At 73.1% G+C, this 17,765-nt stretch carries 14 protein-coding genes; 6 read left to right on the forward strand and 8 right to left on the reverse strand.

The features are described from left to right. Positions 1 to 159 precede the first annotated feature (159 nt). Together ABZ887_RS09085 and ABZ887_RS09090 are read left to right on the forward strand one after the other, a co-directional pair. Entirely contained in the window at positions 160 to 576 is a 417-nt protein-coding gene (locus ABZ887_RS09085; protein ID WP_361284951.1) for an SSI family serine proteinase inhibitor, read from the forward strand. A 272-nt stretch (positions 577 to 848) separates the two neighbouring features. Then, the gene (locus tag ABZ887_RS09090) at positions 849 to 4,904 is read left to right on the forward strand and encodes a PAS domain-containing protein (RefSeq protein WP_361284954.1); all 4,056 of its coding nucleotides are present in this window, start codon (positions 849 to 851) and stop codon (positions 4,902 to 4,904) included. A gap of 118 nt (positions 4,905 to 5,022) precedes the next feature. Here the strand turns inward: ABZ887_RS09090 and ABZ887_RS09095 are convergent, their stop codons facing one another. The 8 genes from ABZ887_RS09095 to ABZ887_RS09130 form a co-directional block, all read right to left on the reverse strand. Continuing rightward, a complete protein-coding gene (locus tag ABZ887_RS09095) occupies positions 5,023 to 6,678 on the reverse strand; it encodes a long-chain fatty acid--CoA ligase (RefSeq protein WP_361284957.1) in 1,656 nt (551 codons plus the stop codon). A gap of 141 nt (positions 6,679 to 6,819) precedes the next feature. Then, positions 6,820 to 7,389, reverse strand: coding sequence for a SigE family RNA polymerase sigma factor (locus ABZ887_RS09100; protein WP_361284960.1), 570 nt, complete (start codon positions 7,387 to 7,389; stop codon positions 6,820 to 6,822). A 251-nt stretch (positions 7,390 to 7,640) separates the two neighbouring features. Continuing rightward, positions 7,641 to 8,807, reverse strand: a complete 1,167-nt coding sequence (locus tag ABZ887_RS09105; RefSeq protein WP_361284964.1) for a lipid-transfer protein — start codon at positions 8,805 to 8,807, stop codon at positions 7,641 to 7,643. Beyond that, the gene (locus ABZ887_RS09110; RefSeq protein WP_361284967.1) at positions 8,804 to 9,274 is read right to left on the reverse strand and encodes a MaoC family dehydratase; all 471 of its coding nucleotides are present in this window, start codon (positions 9,272 to 9,274) and stop codon (positions 8,804 to 8,806) included. The genes ABZ887_RS09105 and ABZ887_RS09110 overlap by 4 nt, the downstream gene beginning before the upstream one ends. Next, on the reverse strand, positions 9,264 to 10,418 hold the full coding sequence (locus ABZ887_RS09115) for an acyl-CoA dehydrogenase family protein (RefSeq protein WP_361284970.1): 1,155 nt from the start codon (positions 10,416 to 10,418) through the stop codon (positions 9,264 to 9,266). Before ABZ887_RS09115 ends, ABZ887_RS09110 begins: the two co-directional genes overlap by 11 nt. A gap of 1 nt (position 10,419) precedes the next feature. Further along, positions 10,420 to 11,364, reverse strand: a complete 945-nt coding sequence (locus ABZ887_RS09120; RefSeq protein ID WP_361285770.1) for a bifunctional MaoC family dehydratase N-terminal/OB-fold nucleic acid binding domain-containing protein — start codon at positions 11,362 to 11,364, stop codon at positions 10,420 to 10,422. Next, positions 11,348 to 12,535 (reverse strand): acyl-CoA dehydrogenase family protein, encoded by a 1,188-nt coding sequence (locus ABZ887_RS09125; RefSeq protein WP_361284973.1) that lies wholly within the window; start codon positions 12,533 to 12,535, stop codon positions 11,348 to 11,350. Before ABZ887_RS09125 ends, ABZ887_RS09120 begins: the two co-directional genes overlap by 17 nt. 177 nt (positions 12,536 to 12,712) lie before the next feature. After that, positions 12,713 to 13,030: a hypothetical protein gene (locus ABZ887_RS09130; protein WP_361284976.1), complete on the reverse strand. Its 318-nt coding sequence runs from the start codon at positions 13,028 to 13,030 to the stop codon at positions 12,713 to 12,715. A gap of 361 nt (positions 13,031 to 13,391) precedes the next feature. Here ABZ887_RS09130 and ABZ887_RS09135 point away from each other — a divergent pair, with 361 nt between their 5' ends. The 4 genes from ABZ887_RS09135 (at position 13,392) to ABZ887_RS09150 (ending at position 17,758) form a co-directional block, all read left to right on the forward strand. Further along, positions 13,392 to 14,267 carry a bifunctional DNA primase/polymerase gene (locus tag ABZ887_RS09135; protein ID WP_361284979.1) on the forward strand — a complete coding sequence of 292 codons (876 nt, stop codon included), beginning with the start codon at positions 13,392 to 13,394 and terminating at the stop codon, positions 14,265 to 14,267. Positions 14,268 to 14,310: 43 nt separating this feature from the next. Next, complete coding sequence (locus ABZ887_RS09140; protein WP_361284982.1) at positions 14,311 to 14,754, forward strand: hypothetical protein; 444 nt, start codon at positions 14,311 to 14,313, stop codon at positions 14,752 to 14,754. A gap of 143 nt (positions 14,755 to 14,897) precedes the next feature. Further along, positions 14,898 to 17,309 (forward strand): glycoside hydrolase family 3 C-terminal domain-containing protein, encoded by a 2,412-nt coding sequence (locus ABZ887_RS09145; protein WP_361284985.1) that lies wholly within the window; start codon positions 14,898 to 14,900, stop codon positions 17,307 to 17,309. 20 nt (positions 17,310 to 17,329) lie between these two features. After that, positions 17,330 to 17,758: a hypothetical protein gene (locus ABZ887_RS09150; RefSeq protein WP_361284988.1), complete on the forward strand. Its 429-nt coding sequence runs from the start codon at positions 17,330 to 17,332 to the stop codon at positions 17,756 to 17,758. Positions 17,759 to 17,765 lie beyond the last annotated feature (7 nt).

A 17,765-nucleotide genomic window follows, 5' to 3' on the forward strand; every position in this document is an offset into this window, starting at 1 on the left:
CCGGAGGCGTCGGGCCGGAGGCGTCGGGCCGGAGGCGTCGGGCCGGAGGCGTCGGGCCGGAGGCGTCGGGCCGGAGGCGTCGGGCCGGAGGCGTCGGGCCGGAGGCGTCGGTCCAGACGCATCGCGCAACATCCCGGCGGGCCGCGCGTTGGGCAGGGCATGTCTCACTTCGTCGCGCGGGGCGCCCTCGGGGCCGTCGCCGCCGTCCTCGGGTCCGTTGCCGCCCTGCCCGCCTCCGCCGCCGTGACCGCCGACCACCTCACCGTCACCGTGCGGCACGCCGGGGACGGGCGGGACGGGACCTACGAGCTGTCCTGTCATCCCGGCGCCGGCAGTCACCCGGACGTGGACGGGGCCTGCCGGGCGCTCGACCGGAACACCCGCTGGGGCCGGGACACCTTCGCCCCGGTCGCCCCGGGCACCGCCTGCACCATGCTCTACGGCGGCCCGGCCACCGCCCATGTCACCGGTTTCTGGGCCGGCCGCCCGGTCGACGCCGCGTACGACCGGAGCAACGGCTGCGAGATCGGACGCTGGGACCGGATGGTGCCCCTGCTGCCCGACCTCGGTCCGTGAACCCGCCCGGTCGGTGAGCCCGCCCCGGCTCACAGAGGTCGCACAGCCATTGCACGGTGGCGGCCGCGCTTCCGTAAATGTCCCGCGAAGGTATGGCGGAGGTGAGGCGTGTCGGTCACATGTTCGCCGTCACTTCGTCGTGCGACCTCCCTCTCATCCGGCGTCGCGAGCGCAACCGGTGCCTTTAGACTCCCTCGCGTGACACGCCGCGGGCCGGTTGGCAAGATGGCCCGAGCGGTCGGCAAGGTGCGGTAACAGGGAGGAAGCGTCTCGTGAGCAGCAGGCCATCCCGAGGCGCTGCTCGCCTCGCAGCCATACTGGACGCGCTGCCGGATGCGTTGGTACTGGTCAACGCCAACGGCACCGTCGTCAACGCGAACACCATCGCCCTGGAGGCCTTCGAGGCGCCCGGGACGGCGCTGGTGGGGCGCGGGCTGCTCGACCTGCTTCCGCAGTTCGACTCCCGGCTGATCCCGGGCTCCATGCGGCGACCCGATCACATGGATCCCCGTGGGCGGACCAAGCCGACGCGGATGGTCGCACGGCGTACCGACGGGACCGAGTTCCCGGTCGAGGTCACCAGCGCCAACCTGGAGAACGGACAGCAGGCGTACGACGGTTACGGCTACAGCGGCGACGAGCTGCTGATGCTCGTCGTCCGCGACCTGACCGGCACCGTGGACACCGAGGCCGAGCTGGCCCGCTCGCAGCGGCAGACCGAGATGATCCTGCGGGCGGCGAGCGAGGGTGTCGTGGGGACGGACACCGACGGTCGGATCGTGCTCGTCAACCCGGCCGCCGCCCAGATACTGGGGTACCGGGCCGGTGAGCTCGGCGGCAAGGAACTGCACGACCTCGTGCTGCACTCGCGCACCGACGGCTCCCCCTTCCCGTACGCCGAGTCGCCGCTCGCCGACACCCTGCGCTCCGGGCGCAAGCACCGGGTGCGCGGCCAGGTGCTGTGGGCCAAGGGCGACAGGAAGGTGCCGGTCGACCTGACGACCGCGCCGGTGCGCGACGGCGACCAGCTGGTCGGCGCCGTGATGACGTTCACCGACCGGCGGCCGTACGACTCCGTCGTCGACGAGAAGACGGCCCAGGAGAAAGCGCACACCGACGAGCTGGAGCGGCTCTCCGAGGAGCACGCCTCCGACCTGACCGCGCTGCGTCAGAAGCACGTCACCGAGGTCGAGGAGCTGCTCGAACGGCACGCCGAGGAGCTGGCGGCCGGCGAGGACCGGTACGCGGCCCTCGGCGAGCGCGAGAAGGACCGGTACGAGGCCCTCTCCGGACGCCACGAGCAGCTGCTGACGCTGCTCGCGCAGTCGCTGCGCGGCCCCCTCGACGAGCTGCGCCGGGAACTGGCCGCGCTCGCCGCCGACGACGCCGGGCAGCTGTGGCCCGAGGCCAACCAGGTGCTTCATCACCTTTCGGCCGGCTATTCGCGGATCACCCAGCTCATCGACAACGTGCTCGGCTATCAGCGGCTGGACGCGGGGACCGAGGACATCAACCGTACGAAGGTCATGCTCGACGCCGTCGTCGCCGCCGGTGTGGACGGGGCGGTGGAGCTGATCGGGCCCGGACGGGTGCAGTTCGCCGTGCACGCGCCGCCCATCGAGGCCGAGGTGGACCCGCAGCGGCTCGCCGTCGCGCTCGCGCATCTCATCGCGGACGTGGCCGGCGTCGACGCGACCGGCAACGCGCCCGTCTCCGCGGGCGGCTACATGGACAACACCGTGGTGGTCGCGGCGGCGCAGCGCGGCGAGGTCGTCCGCATCGAGGTACGCGGGCCGTACCCCGGGGGAGACCCGGTGCACGAGCCGATCGTGCGCGGGATCGTCCGGGCCCACGGCGGGGTGCTGCAGACCCATGAAGTGCCGGGGATGAGCGGCAGCGCGTTCGTGCTGGAGGTGCCTATCGGCGGTGGCGCGGGGGCCGTGACGCCTCCGGCCGGTACCGCGGTGACGGGTGCCGAGGTGGCCACGGTCCCGGCCGCCGACGACGCCGGTGCGGGTGGCCGGCGGCGGGCCCGGCGGTCCTCCGTGGACGCCTTCCTGGAGAGTGACGTTCCCGGCGAGGCGGACGGCGAGGGCGAGGCCCCGGTCCCGCCGACCGGGCGCCGTCGCCGGCGCGCCGCCGAGGCGGAGGGCCCGGAGAGCGGGCCCGCCGCGATCGAGAGCGCGGAGTCGGCCTCCGGCGGTACCGGACGACGGCGTGGGCGCCCGGCCGACGGTGACCCGGGGGTCGCCGAGGGCGCCGTGGTGACGGCGGCCGAGCAGGGCGCGGGAGCGGCCGCCTCGGGTACGGGTCTGGGCGGCACCGTTCCGCCGCAGGGCGTGCCCGTGCCCGTGCCTGCCTCGGGGCGGCGCGCCCGGCGTGAGCCGGACGAGCTCCAGGCGCTTCCCCCTGCGCTGCCCTCGGCCCCGTCCGAGCCCGTTGCCGACGAGGGGCAGCCCGGCGGACGCCGGCGCCGCGCACTGGCCGCCGCGGCCGAGCGGGCCGAGCAGCAGCAGGCGGGCCCCCGCCCGGTCTTCGCGCTGCCGCCCGCCGAGGCCGACCGCGCCCCCGAGCCGATCGAGGCCGCGGGCGACGAGGGCCGGCACGATGCCGTGGCGCACGACCAGGCCGAGGACCACACCCCGCCGCAGCCGCACCCCACCAGCGCGCCGACCGGCCGCCGCCGACGGGCCGTGGGCCAGCCGGGAGCGGAGAACACTCCGGACGCCACGGCAGTACCGGCCGTGCAGGCAGCAGCACAGGCAGCACAGCCGGTCCCGGCAGCGCAGGCCCTCCCGGCGCTGCCCGCGCAGGCGGGCGCTCCCGGACAGCCGGTGCAGCCTCAGGGCATCCCCGTCCAGGCCGGGTCCGCGGACCAGGGCCGGCCCGCCCTCCCGGCTCCGCAGGCGCTGCCGGGCGCTGCGGTACCGGCCCAGGCGCCCCCGCAGCCACAACCGCAGCTCGCCCCGGCTACCGAAGCCGCCCCGGCGCCCGCCCAGCCGCTCCCGGCGGAGGCCGCGCCGATGGCCCCCGCGCCGCAGCAGTGGCCGGGCTCCGACGACGCCTCCGCCGCCGCCCAACCGGCGCGTGCCGCACAGCCGTTGCCCGCCGAGGCGACGGCACTGCCGGCGGCGACTCCGGCACAGGCAGCGGCACCGATCGACCCGGACTCCACGCAGGGCCGGGCGTTCAGCGTGCGGACGCTGGGGCAGGGGGTGCCGTTCTCACGGCAGGCCGCGCAGGTGCAGCAGCCGACGGCGACCCCGCCCCCGCACCAGCCGGGCAGCAACGGTCGGCGCCGCAAGCTGGGCACGCCCCCGGACCCGGGCACCCGTGCCGAGCAGCCGCAGTCACCGGCACAGGCACAGCCCGAGCAGTCGGCCCGGCCGCATCCGTCGGCCGAGCAGCCGGTCGCCGCCCAGCCGCTGCCGCAGCCGTCGCTGGCCGGGCAGTCCCGGCTGGTGGGTGCCACCGACGGGGCCGGACGGTCGTACGCGATAGGCGCACCGGACGTGAACGCCGCCGAGGGCCCGGAGCCGCTGGACGGTCCTGGCGGGGCGATCGAGGTCGCGGACCCGCCGCGCCCGCAGCCGATGGACGACGAGCTGCCCCCGGAGCCGCTGGACAACCCGCGCCGGCTGCTGGTGTGGCCCGCGCCGGACGTCACCACCCAGCAGGAGCTCAGCGACCGCGGCTACCGGCCGGTGATCGTGAACTCCCGCGAGGAGGTCGACGCGCAGATCGCCGCGTTCCCGGCGGCGCTGTTCGTTGACCCGCTGACCGGGCCGATCACCCGGACCGCGCTGCAGTCGCTGCGGCAGGCGGCGGTGGCGGCCGAGGTACCGGTGATGGTGACGGCCGGACTGGGACAGGCGACGCGCGAGGCGGCGTACGGCGCCGATCCCGCCGTGCTCCTGAAGGCGCTGGCGCCCCGGGACAGCGAGCAGCATCCGCCGCGGGTGCTGCTGATCGAGGAGCACGCGGAGATCGCGCTCGCGCTGACCTCGACGCTGGAGCGGCGCGGAATGCAGGTGGCGCGGGCGGCGAGCGACGCGGACGCGGTGACGCTGGCCGGGCAGCTGCGGCCGAACCTGGTGGTGATGGACCTGATGCAGGTGCACCGCCGCCAGGCCGGGATCATCGACTGGCTGCGCGCGAACGGGCAGCTGAACCGGACGCCGCTGGTCGTCTACACGGCGGCGGTCGACCAGGCGGACCTGCCCCGGCTGGCGTCTGGGGAGACGGTGCTGTTCCTGGCGGAGCGGTCGACGAGTGCGGAGGTGCAGAGCCGGATCGTGGATCTGCTGGCGCGGATCGGAACGAACTGAGAGAGCGCCGTTCGGGGAACTGCCGTCCGTTGGCCGCGGGTTGAGTGTGGCTGGTCGCGCAGTTCCCCGCGCCCCTTTCGGGGCGCTTCAGTGCGGGGCGCTCAAGGGCTGCCGGCCGTCAGAGGCTGGTGACGTCCAGCTCGCCCTCGGCGTACCTCCTGCGCAGCACCTTCTTGTCGAACTTGCCCACGCTCGTCTTCGGCACCGACTCGATGACCGTCCAGCGCTCGGGCAGCTGCCACTTGGCGATCTTGCCCTCCTCGGCGAGGAAGATGCGCAGGGCCTCGAAGGTGGCCGTGGCGCCCTCGCGGAGGACGACCGTCGCCAGCGGGCGCTCGCCCCACTTGTCGTCCGGTACGGCCACGACCGCGGCCTCGGCGACGTCCGGGTGGGACATCAGCGCGTTCTCCAGTTCGACCGAGGAGATCCACTCGCCGCCGGACTTGATGACGTCCTTCGCGCGGTCGGTGAGGGTGAGGAAGCCGTCGGCGGAGATGGTGCCGACGTCACCCGTCTTCAGCCAGCCGTCCTCGCTGAACTTGTCGGCGGGGCGCAGGGGTTCGGCATCGGGGCCGTTGTAGTAGGCGCCCGCGATCCAGGGGCCGCGCACCTCCAGCTCGCCCGCCGACTCGCCGTCCCAGGGGAGGCGTTCGCCGCCGGGGCCGCTCAGCCGCGCCTCGACGGACGCGGGGAAGCGGCCCTGCGTGAGGCGGTACGCGAACTCCTCGTCCGTACCCACCACATGGGCCGGCGGGCGGGCGATGGTGCCGAGCGGGGAGGTCTCGGTCATGCCCCAGGCGTGGCAGACCCGCATGCCCAGCTTGTCGAAGGCCGTCATGAGGGAGGGCGGGCAGGCGGCGCCGCCGATGGTGACCTGGGTGAGGGAGGAGACGTCCCGGGGGCGGGCGAGGAGCTCGCCGAGCAGGCCCTGCCAGATGGTGGGGACCGCGGCCGCGTGCGTGGGGCGCTCGCGCTCGATCATCTCGGCGAGCGGGCCGGGCTGGAGGAAACGGTCCGGCATCAGCAGGTTGACGCCGGTCATGAAGGTGGCGTGCGGCAGGCCCCAGGCGTTGACGTGGAACTGCGGTACGACGACCAGCGAGGTGTCCTGGTCGGTCAGGCCCATCGACTGCGCCATGTTGACCTGCAGGGAGTGCAGGTAGATCGAACGGTGGCTGTACACCACGCCCTTGGGGTCGCCGGTGGTGCCGGAGGTGTAGCACATCGCGGCGGCCTGACGCTCGTCGAGCTCCGGCCAGTCGAACGTCGTCGGCTTGTCCGCGATCAGTTCCTCGTACTCGTGCACCTGCGCGCCGGCGCCGGCGAGCGGCGAACGGTCGCCCGGCCCGGAGACGACGATGTGCTCGACGGTCGGCAGCCTGGACAGCAGCGGCGCGATCATCGGGATCAGCGAGCCGTTGACGATGACGACGCGGTCGGCGGCGTGGTTGACGATCCAGGCCAGCTGCTCGGCGGGCAGGCGCAGGTTGAGCGTGTGCAGGACCGCACCCATGGAGGGAATCGCGAAATACGCCTCGGTGTGTTCCGAGTTGTTCCACATCAAGGTGGCCACCCGGTCGTCGCCCCGGACCCCGAGGTCGTCCCGCAGGGCGTGCGCCAGCCGGGCGGCCCGGTCACCGATCTCGGCGAAACTGCGGCGGTGCGGCTCGCCCTCGCCGGTCCAGGTGATCACCTGTGATGCGCCGTGAACCCTCGACCCGTGGGTCAGGATCCTCGAGATCAGCAGCGGTACGTCCTGCATGGTGCTCAGCACGGCGTCCTCCCGGGGGCGACATTGCCCTACTCGGCGGTAAAGGGGCTGCGCTGATTCTGCGCACATACCGGTTGGTATGTCACTAGGAGAAAGCCAACAAAGCCCGTCCGGCCGCTCGGAAGCCTCCCGACGCCGCGCCGGTCATCGGGCGAGGTCCAGCTCGGGGTCCTCGCGCAGCTTGCCGAGCGCACGCGACACGGCCGACTTCACCGTGCCCACCGACACCCCGAGCACCTCGGCCGTCTGCACCTCGCTCAGGTCCTCGTAGTAACGCAGCACGACCATCGCCCGCTGCCGCGCCGGGAGTTTCATGATCGCCCGCCACATCGCGTCGTGCAGCGCCTGCCGTTCGGCCGGGTCGTCCTCGCCGGGCACCGGCTCGGGCTCGGGCATCTCGTCGCAGACGAACTCGTCGACCCGGCGCTTGCGCCACTGCGAGGTACGCGTGTTGAGCAGGGCCCGGCGCACATAGCCGTCGAGCGCCCGGTGGTCCTCGATCCGCTCCCAGGCCGCGTACGTCTTGGCCAGCGCGGTCTGGAGGAGGTCCTCGGCATCGCTCGGGTTCGCGGTCAGCGACCGGGCGGTGCGCAGCAGGACCGGCTGGCGGGCCCTCACGTACGACGCGAACGACGGGTACGGGCGGGCGTGCGGGCGGGTCTGCCTCGGCGAGACAGCGGCGTCCGAAACGCTGGTGCAGACGGGTGTGGTCATGGCTCCACGCTATGAGCGAGCGGTGTCGCGGCGGATCGGCCGCAGGTCCCGAAGGACAGTCCCCCTCAGGTTGTAGGGGTGGGGCTGCCTACACCTCCTGAAGGTGGAGTACGGGTGCGGAACTCCTGCGGGTTTACCCCTGAGGGGGAGGCCGGCGAGGGCCTCGGCACCACCCGGCCGAGGCGTCCGGCCCGTGGTGGCCGCTCAGTCGTCCGAGGTCAGGAGCGCTCACTCGCCGAGGTCAGGGGAGCTCACTCGTCCGAGGTCAGGACCAGCCCGGACGTCGGTACGCCCGTGCCCGCCGTCACCAGGACCCGGTCCGCCCCCGGTATCGGGTTCACGGCCGTGCCGCGCAGCTGGCGCACCCCCTCCGCCACCCCGTTCATCCCGTGCAGGTACGCCTCCCCGAGCTGGCCCCCGTGCGTGTTCAGCGGCAGCCGCTCCTCGGCCACGAAGTCCGCCGCCTCCCCCCGCCCGCAGAACCCGAACTCCTCCAGCTGCATCAGCACGAACGGGGTGAAGTGGTCGTACAGGATCCCCACGTCGATGTCGGCCGGGGCGAGTCCGCTGGTGCGCCACAGCTGCCGGGCCACCACGCCCATCTCCGGCAGCCCGGTCAGGTCGTCCCGGTAGAAACTGGTCATCTGCTCCTGGGCCCGGCCGGCCCCCTGCGCGGCCGCCGCGATCACGGCCGGCGGATGCGGCAGATCGCGCGCCCGCTCCACCGACGTGACGACGAGGGCCTGGCCACCGTCCGTCTCCTGGCAGCAGTCCAGGAGACGGAGCGGCTCGACGATCCAGCGGGAGGCCGCGTGGTCCGCGAGGGTGATGGGGCGGCCGTGGAAGTAGGCGGCCGGGTTGGTCGCGGCGTACTTGCGGTCCACCACCGCCACGTGCCCGAACGCCTCCGGGGTCAGTCCGTACGTGTGCAGGTAGCGCTGTGCCGCCATCGCCACCCAGGACGCCGGGGTGAGCAGCCCGAACGGCAGCGCCCAGCCCAGAGCCGCCCCCTCCGCCGACGGCTCCCGGTGCTGCACGCCCGAGCCGAAGCGGCGGCCCGACCTCTCGTTGAAGGCGCGGTAGCAGACCACCACCTCCGCGACCCCGGCGGCCACGGCGAGGGCCGCCTGCTGGACGGTCGCACAGGCCGCGCCGCCGCCGTAGTGGACGCGGGAGAAGAAGGACAGCTCGCCGATCCCGCACGCCTGGGCCACGGTGATCTCCGGGCTGGTGTCCATCGTGAACGTCACCATCCCGTCCACGTCGGCCGGGGTCAGCCCCGCGTCGTCCAGCGCGGCCCGTACCGACTCCGCCGCCAGCCGCAGTTCGCTGCGCCCCGAGTCCTTGGAGAACTCGGTCGCACCGATGCCGACGACCGCCGCCCGCCCGCCGAGCGAGTCCCGGCCCCGCACGCTCATGTGTCCTCCTCGTCGGGAACGGTGACGGTCACCCTGTCCACGGTGCGTCCGGTGAGGGCGACGGTCACCGTGCCGGTCACGTGGTTGCCGATGCTGTTGGCGCCGACCACCCGCACCGTCGCCGTCCCCGCCTCGTCGTCCAGTTCCTCGATCCGGCCGGTCAGCACCATCGTGTCGCCCGGGTAGTTGGGCGCGCCGAGCCGGATGACGACCTTGCGGAGCACGGCCGGCGGGCCGAAGTGGTCGGTGATGTACCGGCCGACCAGGCCGTTCGTCGTCAGGATGTTCATGAAGATGTCCGGGGAGCCCTTCTGGCGGGCCAGTTCGGCGTCGTGGTGCACGTCCTGGTAGTCCCGGGACGCGATCGCCCCGGCCACGATCAGCGTCCGCGTGATCGGGATCTCCAGCGGCGGCAGGGCGGTGCCCACGGCCGGCCGTGTCGTCCCAGTCCCCGTCTCAGTCCCCATGCGCTATCAACTCCCCCAGTTCCTGAAGCACTTCGCCCCCGCTGCCCAGATACGCGTCCAGTTGCCGACCCCACAGGAAGTGCCGGTGCACGGGGTGGTCGACGTCGGCGCCCGCGCCGCCGTGCAGATGCTGGCCCGTGTGCACCACCCGCTGCCCGGCCTCGGACGCCCACCAGGCCGCGGTCAGCGCGTGCGTGGCGTACGGCAGCCCTGCGTCCCGCCGCCAGGCCGCCTCGTACGCCGTCACCCGTATCGCCTCGGTGTCCATGTGGGCGTCGGCGGCGCGGAGCTGGACGCCCTGCCGGGTGGCGAGGGGGCGCCCGAACTGCTCACGGCTGTTGGTGTGGGCCACGGCCCGGGCCAGGGAGCCCGCGCAGACGCCCGCCTGGAGGCCGGCGAAGGCGGTGCGGGCGGTGGCCAGGACGTCGGCGTAAGCGCCGCCGGGGCTGTCGGGGGCAGGGCCGTCGGGGGCAGGGCCGTCGGGGGCAAGGCTGTCGCCGCCGGGGCCGTCGGGGGCAAGGCTGTCGCCGAGGGGCTCGGCGGGGGTCTCGTCGAGCGTGAGCCGCCCCGCCGACCAGGGTGCGGTCAGCTCGATCTCCTCGACGCCGGTGCCCGCCGCCAGATCCACCAGCCACAGCCGCCGGCCGGCGTCGGCGACCAGGACATGAGTGGCGTCACGCAGCCACGGGACGACGGGGACGGTGCCGCTCAGCACCGGACGCGGGGAGGACCGTGACCCCGGCCGAGCAGAGAGCCGTACCCCTGGCCGAGCAGCGAGCCCTACCCCCGGCTGCGCCGGAAACGCCCCGGTCACCACCGTCGAGCCGGCCGCGATGCCCGGCAGCAGGCGCCGGCGCTGCTCGTCGGTGCCGTGGGCGGTGACCGCCAGCAGCCCGTAGACACAGCTCGCCGCGTAGGGCACCTGGGCCGTGGTGCGGCCCTGTTCCTCCAGGAGGAGCACCAGCCCCAGCAGGCCCACCTCCTCCACCGCGGCCACCAGTCCCGCCCCGCACAGCGCCTTCCACAGCTCCGGGTCGCTGCCGGTGCCGGCGGCCCGCAGCCGCTCGTGGGCGGCCAGGTCGGCGAAGATCCTGGCGGCCAGGTCACGGGCCTCGGCCTGCGCCTCGGTGGGCGTGAAGTCCATGTCAGACCTCCCCGTCGAGGACCCGGAAGACGGGCAGGGTCAATGCCCCGTCCTCGTCGTCGTACCGGCGGAACTCCACCCGCACCGGCAGCCCGATCCGCACCTTGTCGTACGGCACCCCCACCACGTTGCTCACCATCCGCACGCCCTCGGCGAGTTCGACCAGACCGACCGCGTAGGGCGGGGCGAAGGCCGGGAAGGGCGGGTGGTGCATCACGACGTAGGAGTAGACCGTGCCCTCGCCGGAGGACTCGACCGTGTCCCAGTCGGGGGAGCCGCAGGCGTTGCACCCGGGCAGCCAGGGGTGGCGCAGGGTGCCGCAGTCGGCGCACCGCTGGACGAGGAGGCGCTCCTCGGCCACCCCCTCCCAGAAGCCGGCGTTGTCCCGGTTGACGACCGGGCGGGGGCGCGGCGGCGGCTTGCGTTTCCGGCCGCTCGGGGCGTACTTGAGGACGCGGAAGCGGTGCGTGCCGACGAGCTCGCGGCCCACGCGGACGTCCGTGCGGGTGGTGACGAAGTACCCCGTGCCCAGCTTGGTGGTCTTCCGGTCGGACACCGACTCGATCACCGTGTCGAAGGCGACCTCGTCGCCCGGCCGCAGAGGCCTCAGGTACTCCTGCTCGCAGTCGGTGGCCACGATCGAGGTGCAGCCCGCGTCGTCGAGGAGGGTGAGCATCTCGTCGTACGCGCCCGTGCGGGCCGTGTGGCCGGAGAGGCCGCCCATCGTCCAGGCCTGGAGCATGGTGGGCGGGGCGACGGCGTCCGGCCCCTCGTACGCCGGGGAGGTGTCGCCCAGCGCCTCGCACCAGTGCCGGATCATGGGCAGGTTGACCGGGTCCTTGCCGGTGCCGGCGCGGGCCGCGGGCTGTCCCTCGTACACCTTGAGCCGTGCGCCGAGATCGTCCGCCGGAGGCCGCACCCCCCGCTCGTCACTCCCCCCTGCCACTGCCACGGTCGCCACCCCTCCCCGTCCTCCGCATCCCGAGCCGCATCGTCGCGACGATCTCCCGCTGCACCTCGCTCACCCCGCCCCCGAACGTGTTGATCTGCGCCGCCCTGTTGAGCCGCTCCAGCTCGCCGTTCCCGAACGCCCCCGGCGAACCGGACCGGACCAATGCCGCCTCGCCGACGATCTCCTGACACATGCGATACGTCGCGACTGCCGATTCCGTTCCCGCGAACTTCACGCCGCTGGCCTCCGCGGGGGCCACCCGGCCCGCCCCCGCATCCCCCACCAGACGCCAGCTGAGCAGGCGGTTCGCCGCCAGCCGGGCATGCGCCTCGGCCAGCCGGAAACGAATCCACGGCTCGTCAACACGGCGCCGCCCGGTCACCGGATCGGGGGTGCGGGCGGCGGTGAGCGCGGCCGCATAGAAGTCCTCGGCCTGCATGCCGGTCGCGGCGAGGGCGACCCGCTCGTGGTTGAGCTGGTTGGTGATGAGCGACCAGCCGTCGTGCTCGGTGCCGACCAGGTTCCCGGCGGGGACCTGGACGCCGTCGTAGTACGTCGCCGTCGTGATCTGGCCGCCCACCGTCTCGATCGGGGTCCAGGAGAACCCGGGGTCGCCGGTGGGGACCAGGAGGATCGAGATGCCGCGGTGTCTGGGCGCCTCGGGATCGGTGCGGCAGGCCAGCCAGATCCAGTCGGCGTGCTGGGCGCCCGAGGTGAAGATCTTCTGCCCGTCGATCCGCCAGCCGTCGCCGTCCCGTACCGCCCGGGTGCGCAGCGCGGCCAGGTCGGTGCCGGCGGAGGGTTCGCTGTAGCCGATGGCGAAGACGAGGTCGCCGCGGAGGATGCCGGGCAGGAAGCGGGCCTTCTGCTCCTCGCTGCCGTACTTCATCAGCGTCGGCCCGACCGTGTTCAGGGTGACCATCGAGACGGGGGCGCCAGCCCGGTACGCCTCGTCGAAGAACACGAACTGCTCGTCCGCGCCCCGGCCCTGGCCGCCGTACTCGACGGGCCAGCCGAGGCCGAGCAGGCCGTCCGCGCCGATGCGGCGCAGCAGGGCACGGCGCTCGGCGGGATCCTCGGGGGCGACGGACGGGATCAAGGCCCGGAAGTAGGCGCGGAGTTCGGCACGCAGCCGCTGCTGGCGTTCGGTGGGAGCCAGATGCATGGTTTCTGACTGTCCGTCAGATACCGTCCACTGTCAAGGTCGAACGGGGCGGCAGCAAGCGGTGGGGCGTCGGGCGGACCGGGCCGGAAAACGCCTGCGCGGCGGTGCCGAAGCACCGCCGCGCGGACGCACTGCCCATCCCCACGGACCACACCCCCACCAGGGCTCAGCCGGGGCTCACCACAGCTGGGTGAAGTGGACGGCAACGTTGTCGTTGCCCTGCTGGATCGCGGTCCACGCGGAGCCCTTGACCTGAGCGGTGTTGCTCTGGTTCGAGGCACCGTTGCCCACCGCGTTCTGCTGGGTGGTCGAGGAGTTGCCGTTGTTGTCGTGGCCGACCCCGCTGCCGACGATGCCCGCCACGCCAGCGTTGGCGCTCGATCCGTTGTCCGCGATCGCACCGTTGTCCGCCGTCGCGACACCGGCGAAGAGGGCGGCGGCGAGCGGAAGGGCGGAGACGGCGGCGAGAACGCGGGCGGTACGGATGCTTGCCATGTTTTTTCCTCTCAGAGCCCGGCTGTGCCGGAAGTACGTCAAGTAATGCTTTTTCCGGGGCAGTTGGCCGACCGCCTCGGTGGTTGTCATCGACGTCGCGAGACCAGAGTTGCCCACCGAATCCCCGGCGAACCACCCCGGAAGCCGTTATTCGCCCTCAAGCGTGATGACAAGTCGATAAACCATTTTCGCCATCTTTGGTCGACTCCCACCCCGATCATGACCACTCATGACATCCACCCCCATCGGTCCCCCCAAGGGAAAAACCGTTCCGGCCCCGGCCCGCGACAAAGTCACCACCCTCGGCGTGTCACACCGGAACCCTCTTCCCTTTTTCGAACGCACGTACGAACATGGAGTCATGGCCACCACCGATCGGCAGGCCACGACGCTGGCCCTCGCACACGCCCTGTCAGCCGCCGAGCGCGGCCTGGCCGTCATCCCCCTGTCCCGCACGAAGCTCCCCGCCCTGCGCTCCCCGCACCGCCACGACCCCGACCCCGCCCTGCCGCCCTGCCACGGCGAGTGCGGCCGCCCCGGCCACGGGGTGTACGACGCCACCACCGACCCGGCCCGCATCCGCGAACTGTTCGCCGCGGCACCCTGGGCGACCGGCTACGGCATCGCCTGCGGGCTGCCCCCGCACCGCCTGATCGGCATCGACCTCGACGTGAAGTCGGGTACCGACGCCACCTCCGCCCTGCGCGAACTGGCCCTGCGGCACCTGTTCACCCTCCCTCCGACGGTCGTCGTCCTCACCCCGAGCGGCGGCCGCCACCTCTGGCTGACCGGCCCGCCGGACGTCGTGATCCCCAACTCGGCGAGCCGCCTGGCCCCCGGCATCGACATCCGGGGCGCCGGCGGCTACCTGGTCGGCCCCGGCTCCCGTACCGACCACGGCGTCTACGCCACCGCCCCCGGCACCGAGCACCTGGTCCCCGCGCCCTGCCCGCCGTCCCTCCTGCGCCTCCTGCTCCCGCCGCCACGCCCACCGCACCCCTCGACCCACCCCTCGGTCGGCGACCGCGGCCAGGGCCTGGTCCAGTTCGTCCTCTCCGCCCACGAGGGCCAGCGCAACACCCGCCTCTTCTGGGCGGCCTGCCGCGCCTACGAGAACGGCATCGGCCGAGCCCTGCGGGCCCCGCTGATCGACGCGGCGGTCCACACGGGCCTGACGGAACAGGAGGCCCGCGCGACGATCGCGTCGGCGGCCCGCATGACCGGCCGCCGCCCCTGAAATTCGAACGCCCGCAGCCGTCCGACCCCCTAACCTGCCGCTCATGCCCCTCACCCACGTCGTCCTCACCTCCGGCCGCTCGATCGAACTCACGCACCTTCGGCTCTTCTCGACGTACGGGGGGCTGCTGGAGGGCTATCCGCACCAGGCCCTCAACGACCGCCTCCTGAAGGGCTTGTTGTCCACGGCCGCGGCCGCGGACCCCCGCACCCCGGCCCACCTGGTCCCGCCGCCGCGCGAACACCCGGACGACGGCCGCGACGGCCGCGTCGGCCACTTCGGCCCGGTGGAGATCCTCCCGCCGGTCGCCTGCACAGGCCTGTTCGAATCCACACCGGTCAACCCGGACAACGACCCGGTCCTGCACTGCTCGGCCCTCACGATCGTCTGGTTCCAGGCCACACCCCAGCCGCCGTCGGTCCACGACGCGGACCGGGGGCTGCGGGAGGTGGCCTGGGAGGTGCTGGCGCAGGACCACGAGCTCTGAGGGCGCACTGCCGGGGCCCGCTCCCGGTGCGACTTCGGGCGGCTTTCGGGAAGCCTTCGGGAGGCCGAGGCAGCGACGAAAGATGCGCGAAGGCAGACTTTCGGGAGCTGATCCGGGCGGGGTGCGCTCGCCATGCTGGCGGTATGGATCAGGCGAAGATTTCCCGGCGGGCGCTGGTGGGCGCCGCCGCCGCTGCCGCCGCCGCGGTGACAGCCGGGGCGAGCGCGGGCGCGACTACGACCGCGGGTGCGCGGCCGTCGTCGGACCGACCGGCGGGTGGCTCGGCCTCCCGACGCGTCGAAGCCCTGCTGGCCCGCATGACCTTGGCCGACAAGATCGCCCAGCTGAACATCCCGGTCTGCCTCCCGCAGGAACTGCTCGGCGACTCCACGGATCCGACCGGCACGGCGGCGAACCGGGAGGCGTACGTGCGCGGCCGGACCGTGGTCGGCACGGGCGCCGGGCAACTCCGGCTGGGCCCGGGCGGCGGTTTCTTCGGTCTGGTCAACCAGACCCTGTCCGGTTCCGTCGAGGTACCGCACGTGCTCACGCCACGCGAGCAGGCCGAGCAGCACAACCGGCTGCAGCGGCTCGCCCGTGACACCCGGCTCGGCATTCCGCTGCTGGAGATCAGCGAGGGCACGCACGGTTCCGTGGGCCCCGGTTCGACGATCTTCCCCGAGGGGCCGGCGCTCGGCGCGACCTTCGCCCCGGAACTGATCGGCCAGGTCTACGCGGCGGTGGCCCGGGAGGCCCGCGCGGTGGGGATCCACGCGCTGAGCACCATCACCGCGGAGCTGAACCGCGACCCGCGCTACGGCCGGGGGATCTGGGCGTTCAGCGAGGACCCGTACCTGACGGCCGTCTTCGTCGGTGCGCTGGTGCCGGCCATGCAGGGCGCCGGCGGCGGCCTCACGTCCGACGAGTCCGTGGTCACGTCCCTGGTCACCTTCCCCATGGAGTCCCCCGACGTCGGCGGCCTGGAGACCAGTTCCATCGAGATCGGTGAGCGCGCCTTCCGCCAGACCTACCTGGAGCCGTGGCGGGTGGGCCTCACCGAGGCCGGCGCCCTGATGACCGAGGCGAGCGAGCAGACCATCGACGGACTGGTCGTCCACGGCTCGCGCAAGTACCTCACCGACCTCCTGCGGGACGAACTGCGCTTCGACGGCGTGGTGATCGGCAACGACCTGCGCGGCCTGATCGACGAACACGTGGCGGCCACGGCGCAGGAGGCGGCGGGGCTGGGACTGCGTGCCGGGGTCGACGTGAGCCTGGCCTGGGACGAGATCTACCTCGACCAGCTGGCCGCGGCCGTAAGGAAGGGAGGGATCGACGAGGCCCTGGTCGACCGGGCGGTGCGACGCGTCCTGGCCCTGAAGGAACGCCTCGGCCTGTTCGAGAACCCGTACGTCGACGCCGCCCGGGCGGAACGGGTCGTCAACTGCGCACCGCACCGGGCCCTGGCGCTGCGCGCGGCACGTGAGTCGATGGTGCTGCTGAAGAACGAGGACGAGCTGCTGCCGCTGGCCGCCGACCGGATCCGTACGGTGGCGCTGATCGGCCCCAATGCCGACGACGAGCTCAATCTCCTCGGCGAGTACAACGCCTACCCTTCGCTGCACGAGACCCCCTCGATCCGCGAGGCGCTGACCCGCCTGCTCGGCGACCGGGTCCGGGTGCGGTACGAACGCGGCTGCGCCGTCACCGGAACGGACACCTCCGGCTTCGCCGCGGCACGCGAGGCCGCCCGGAACGCGGACGTCGCCGTGGTCGTCGTGGGCGAGCAGACCGGCGGTGGCTACTTCTCACCGGACCGCACCGACGGCGAGCTCAAGGACACCGCGTCCCTCGCCCTGACCGGCGTACAGCAGCAGTTGCTCGAAGAGGTGCACGCCACCGGCACGCCGACCGTCGCCGTGGTGGTCACCGGCCGCGCGCTGGCCCTGCCGTGGGCCACGGAGCACCTGCCCGCGCTGCTGGTCGCCTGGCTGCCCGGCGAGGCGGTCGGCCGGGCGGTGGCGGAGACGCTGTTCGGCCGTTCCGAGCCGACCGGCCGCCTCCCCGTCACCTTCCCCCGCGACGTCGGCCAGTTGCCCCTGACCTACGACCAGAAGCACGCCCGCGCCGACGCGGACGCCTACATCGACATGCCCTCCACACCCCTGCACGCGTTCGGATCGGGCCGCGGCTACACGACCTTCCGGTACAGCGGCATCCGGCTGGACGACACGCACATCACCCGGGACGGCCGGACCCACCTGCACGTCGACATCACGAACACGGGCGAGCGGGCCGGTACCGAGGTCGTGCAGCTGTACGTCACCGACGACCGGGCGAGCGTCTCCCTGCCGCGCATCCGGCTGCGGGGCGTGGCCAAGAGGCATGTGGAGGCAGGAGAACGAGTCACCGTGTCATTCCCCGTGGTGGCCGCCCGGGACCTCACCCTCGTCGACGAGCGGCTGCGCACCGTCGTCGAACCGGGGACGTTCACCCTCGGCATCGGCAGCGCCTCGGACCGCCTGCACCAGCACATCTCCCTGACCGTGTCCTGACCCCACCATCGGAGAAACCCATGACCACCATGAACACGAACACCGAAGGCAGCACCCCTCTCTGCGAGGCCGACTACATCGCGGCCACCGCCCACGAACTCGGCCGCAAGCAGAGCGCCGACAGGGCCGCGGCCCTGGTCAGCCAGAAGGCCCTCTTCCAGCGCCGCGGGCGGATCGTGCTGCACCCCGACGAACTCGTCCTCACGGACTGGTCGGACACCGGCCCTCTCGTCCTCACCCGCACGGACATCACCGCGGCCGAGACCCGCTTCACCGACCTCTACGGCCGCTTCCTCGGCGGCCTCCTCAACGCCGGAAAACCCCTCGTCCTCAGCACCGCCTCCCCGTCCCTGGGCGAGATCTACCTGCTCATCAACCGCCGCGAGATCATGGAGACGACAGACGACAGGCAGTGGGAGAAGCGGATCAACGACTGGCGCAACGGCTGACCCGGAG

Source organism: Streptomyces sp. NPDC047061, assembly GCF_040643955.1.
Lineage (GTDB): Bacteria > Actinomycetota > Actinomycetes > Streptomycetales > Streptomycetaceae > Streptomyces.

Bases quoted from the DNA above. Each gene is read 5' to 3' on its own strand.
- ABZ887_RS09085 (WP_361284951.1), top strand. From the start codon at position 160: ATGTCTCACTTCGTCGCGCGGGGCGCCCTCGGGGCCGTCGCCGCCGTC.
- ABZ887_RS09100 (WP_361284960.1), bottom strand. From the start codon at position 7,389: ATGACCACACCCGTCTGCACCAGCGTTTCGGACGCCGCTGTCTCGCCG.
- ABZ887_RS09105 (WP_361284964.1), bottom strand. From the start codon at position 8,807: ATGAGCGTGCGGGGCCGGGACTCGCTCGGCGGGCGGGCGGCGGTCGTC.
- ABZ887_RS09110 (WP_361284967.1), bottom strand. From the start codon at position 9,274: ATGGGGACTGAGACGGGGACTGGGACGACACGGCCGGCCGTGGGCACC.
- ABZ887_RS09115 (WP_361284970.1), bottom strand. From the start codon at position 10,418: ATGGACTTCACGCCCACCGAGGCGCAGGCCGAGGCCCGTGACCTGGCC.
- ABZ887_RS09125 (WP_361284973.1), bottom strand. From the start codon at position 12,535: ATGCATCTGGCTCCCACCGAACGCCAGCAGCGGCTGCGTGCCGAACTC.
- ABZ887_RS09130 (WP_361284976.1), bottom strand. From the start codon at position 13,030: ATGGCAAGCATCCGTACCGCCCGCGTTCTCGCCGCCGTCTCCGCCCTT.
- ABZ887_RS09135 (WP_361284979.1), top strand. From the start codon at position 13,392: ATGGCCACCACCGATCGGCAGGCCACGACGCTGGCCCTCGCACACGCC.
- ABZ887_RS09140 (WP_361284982.1), top strand. From the start codon at position 14,311: ATGCCCCTCACCCACGTCGTCCTCACCTCCGGCCGCTCGATCGAACTC.
- ABZ887_RS09145 (WP_361284985.1), top strand. From the start codon at position 14,898: ATGGATCAGGCGAAGATTTCCCGGCGGGCGCTGGTGGGCGCCGCCGCC.
- ABZ887_RS09150 (WP_361284988.1), top strand. From the start codon at position 17,330: ATGACCACCATGAACACGAACACCGAAGGCAGCACCCCTCTCTGCGAG.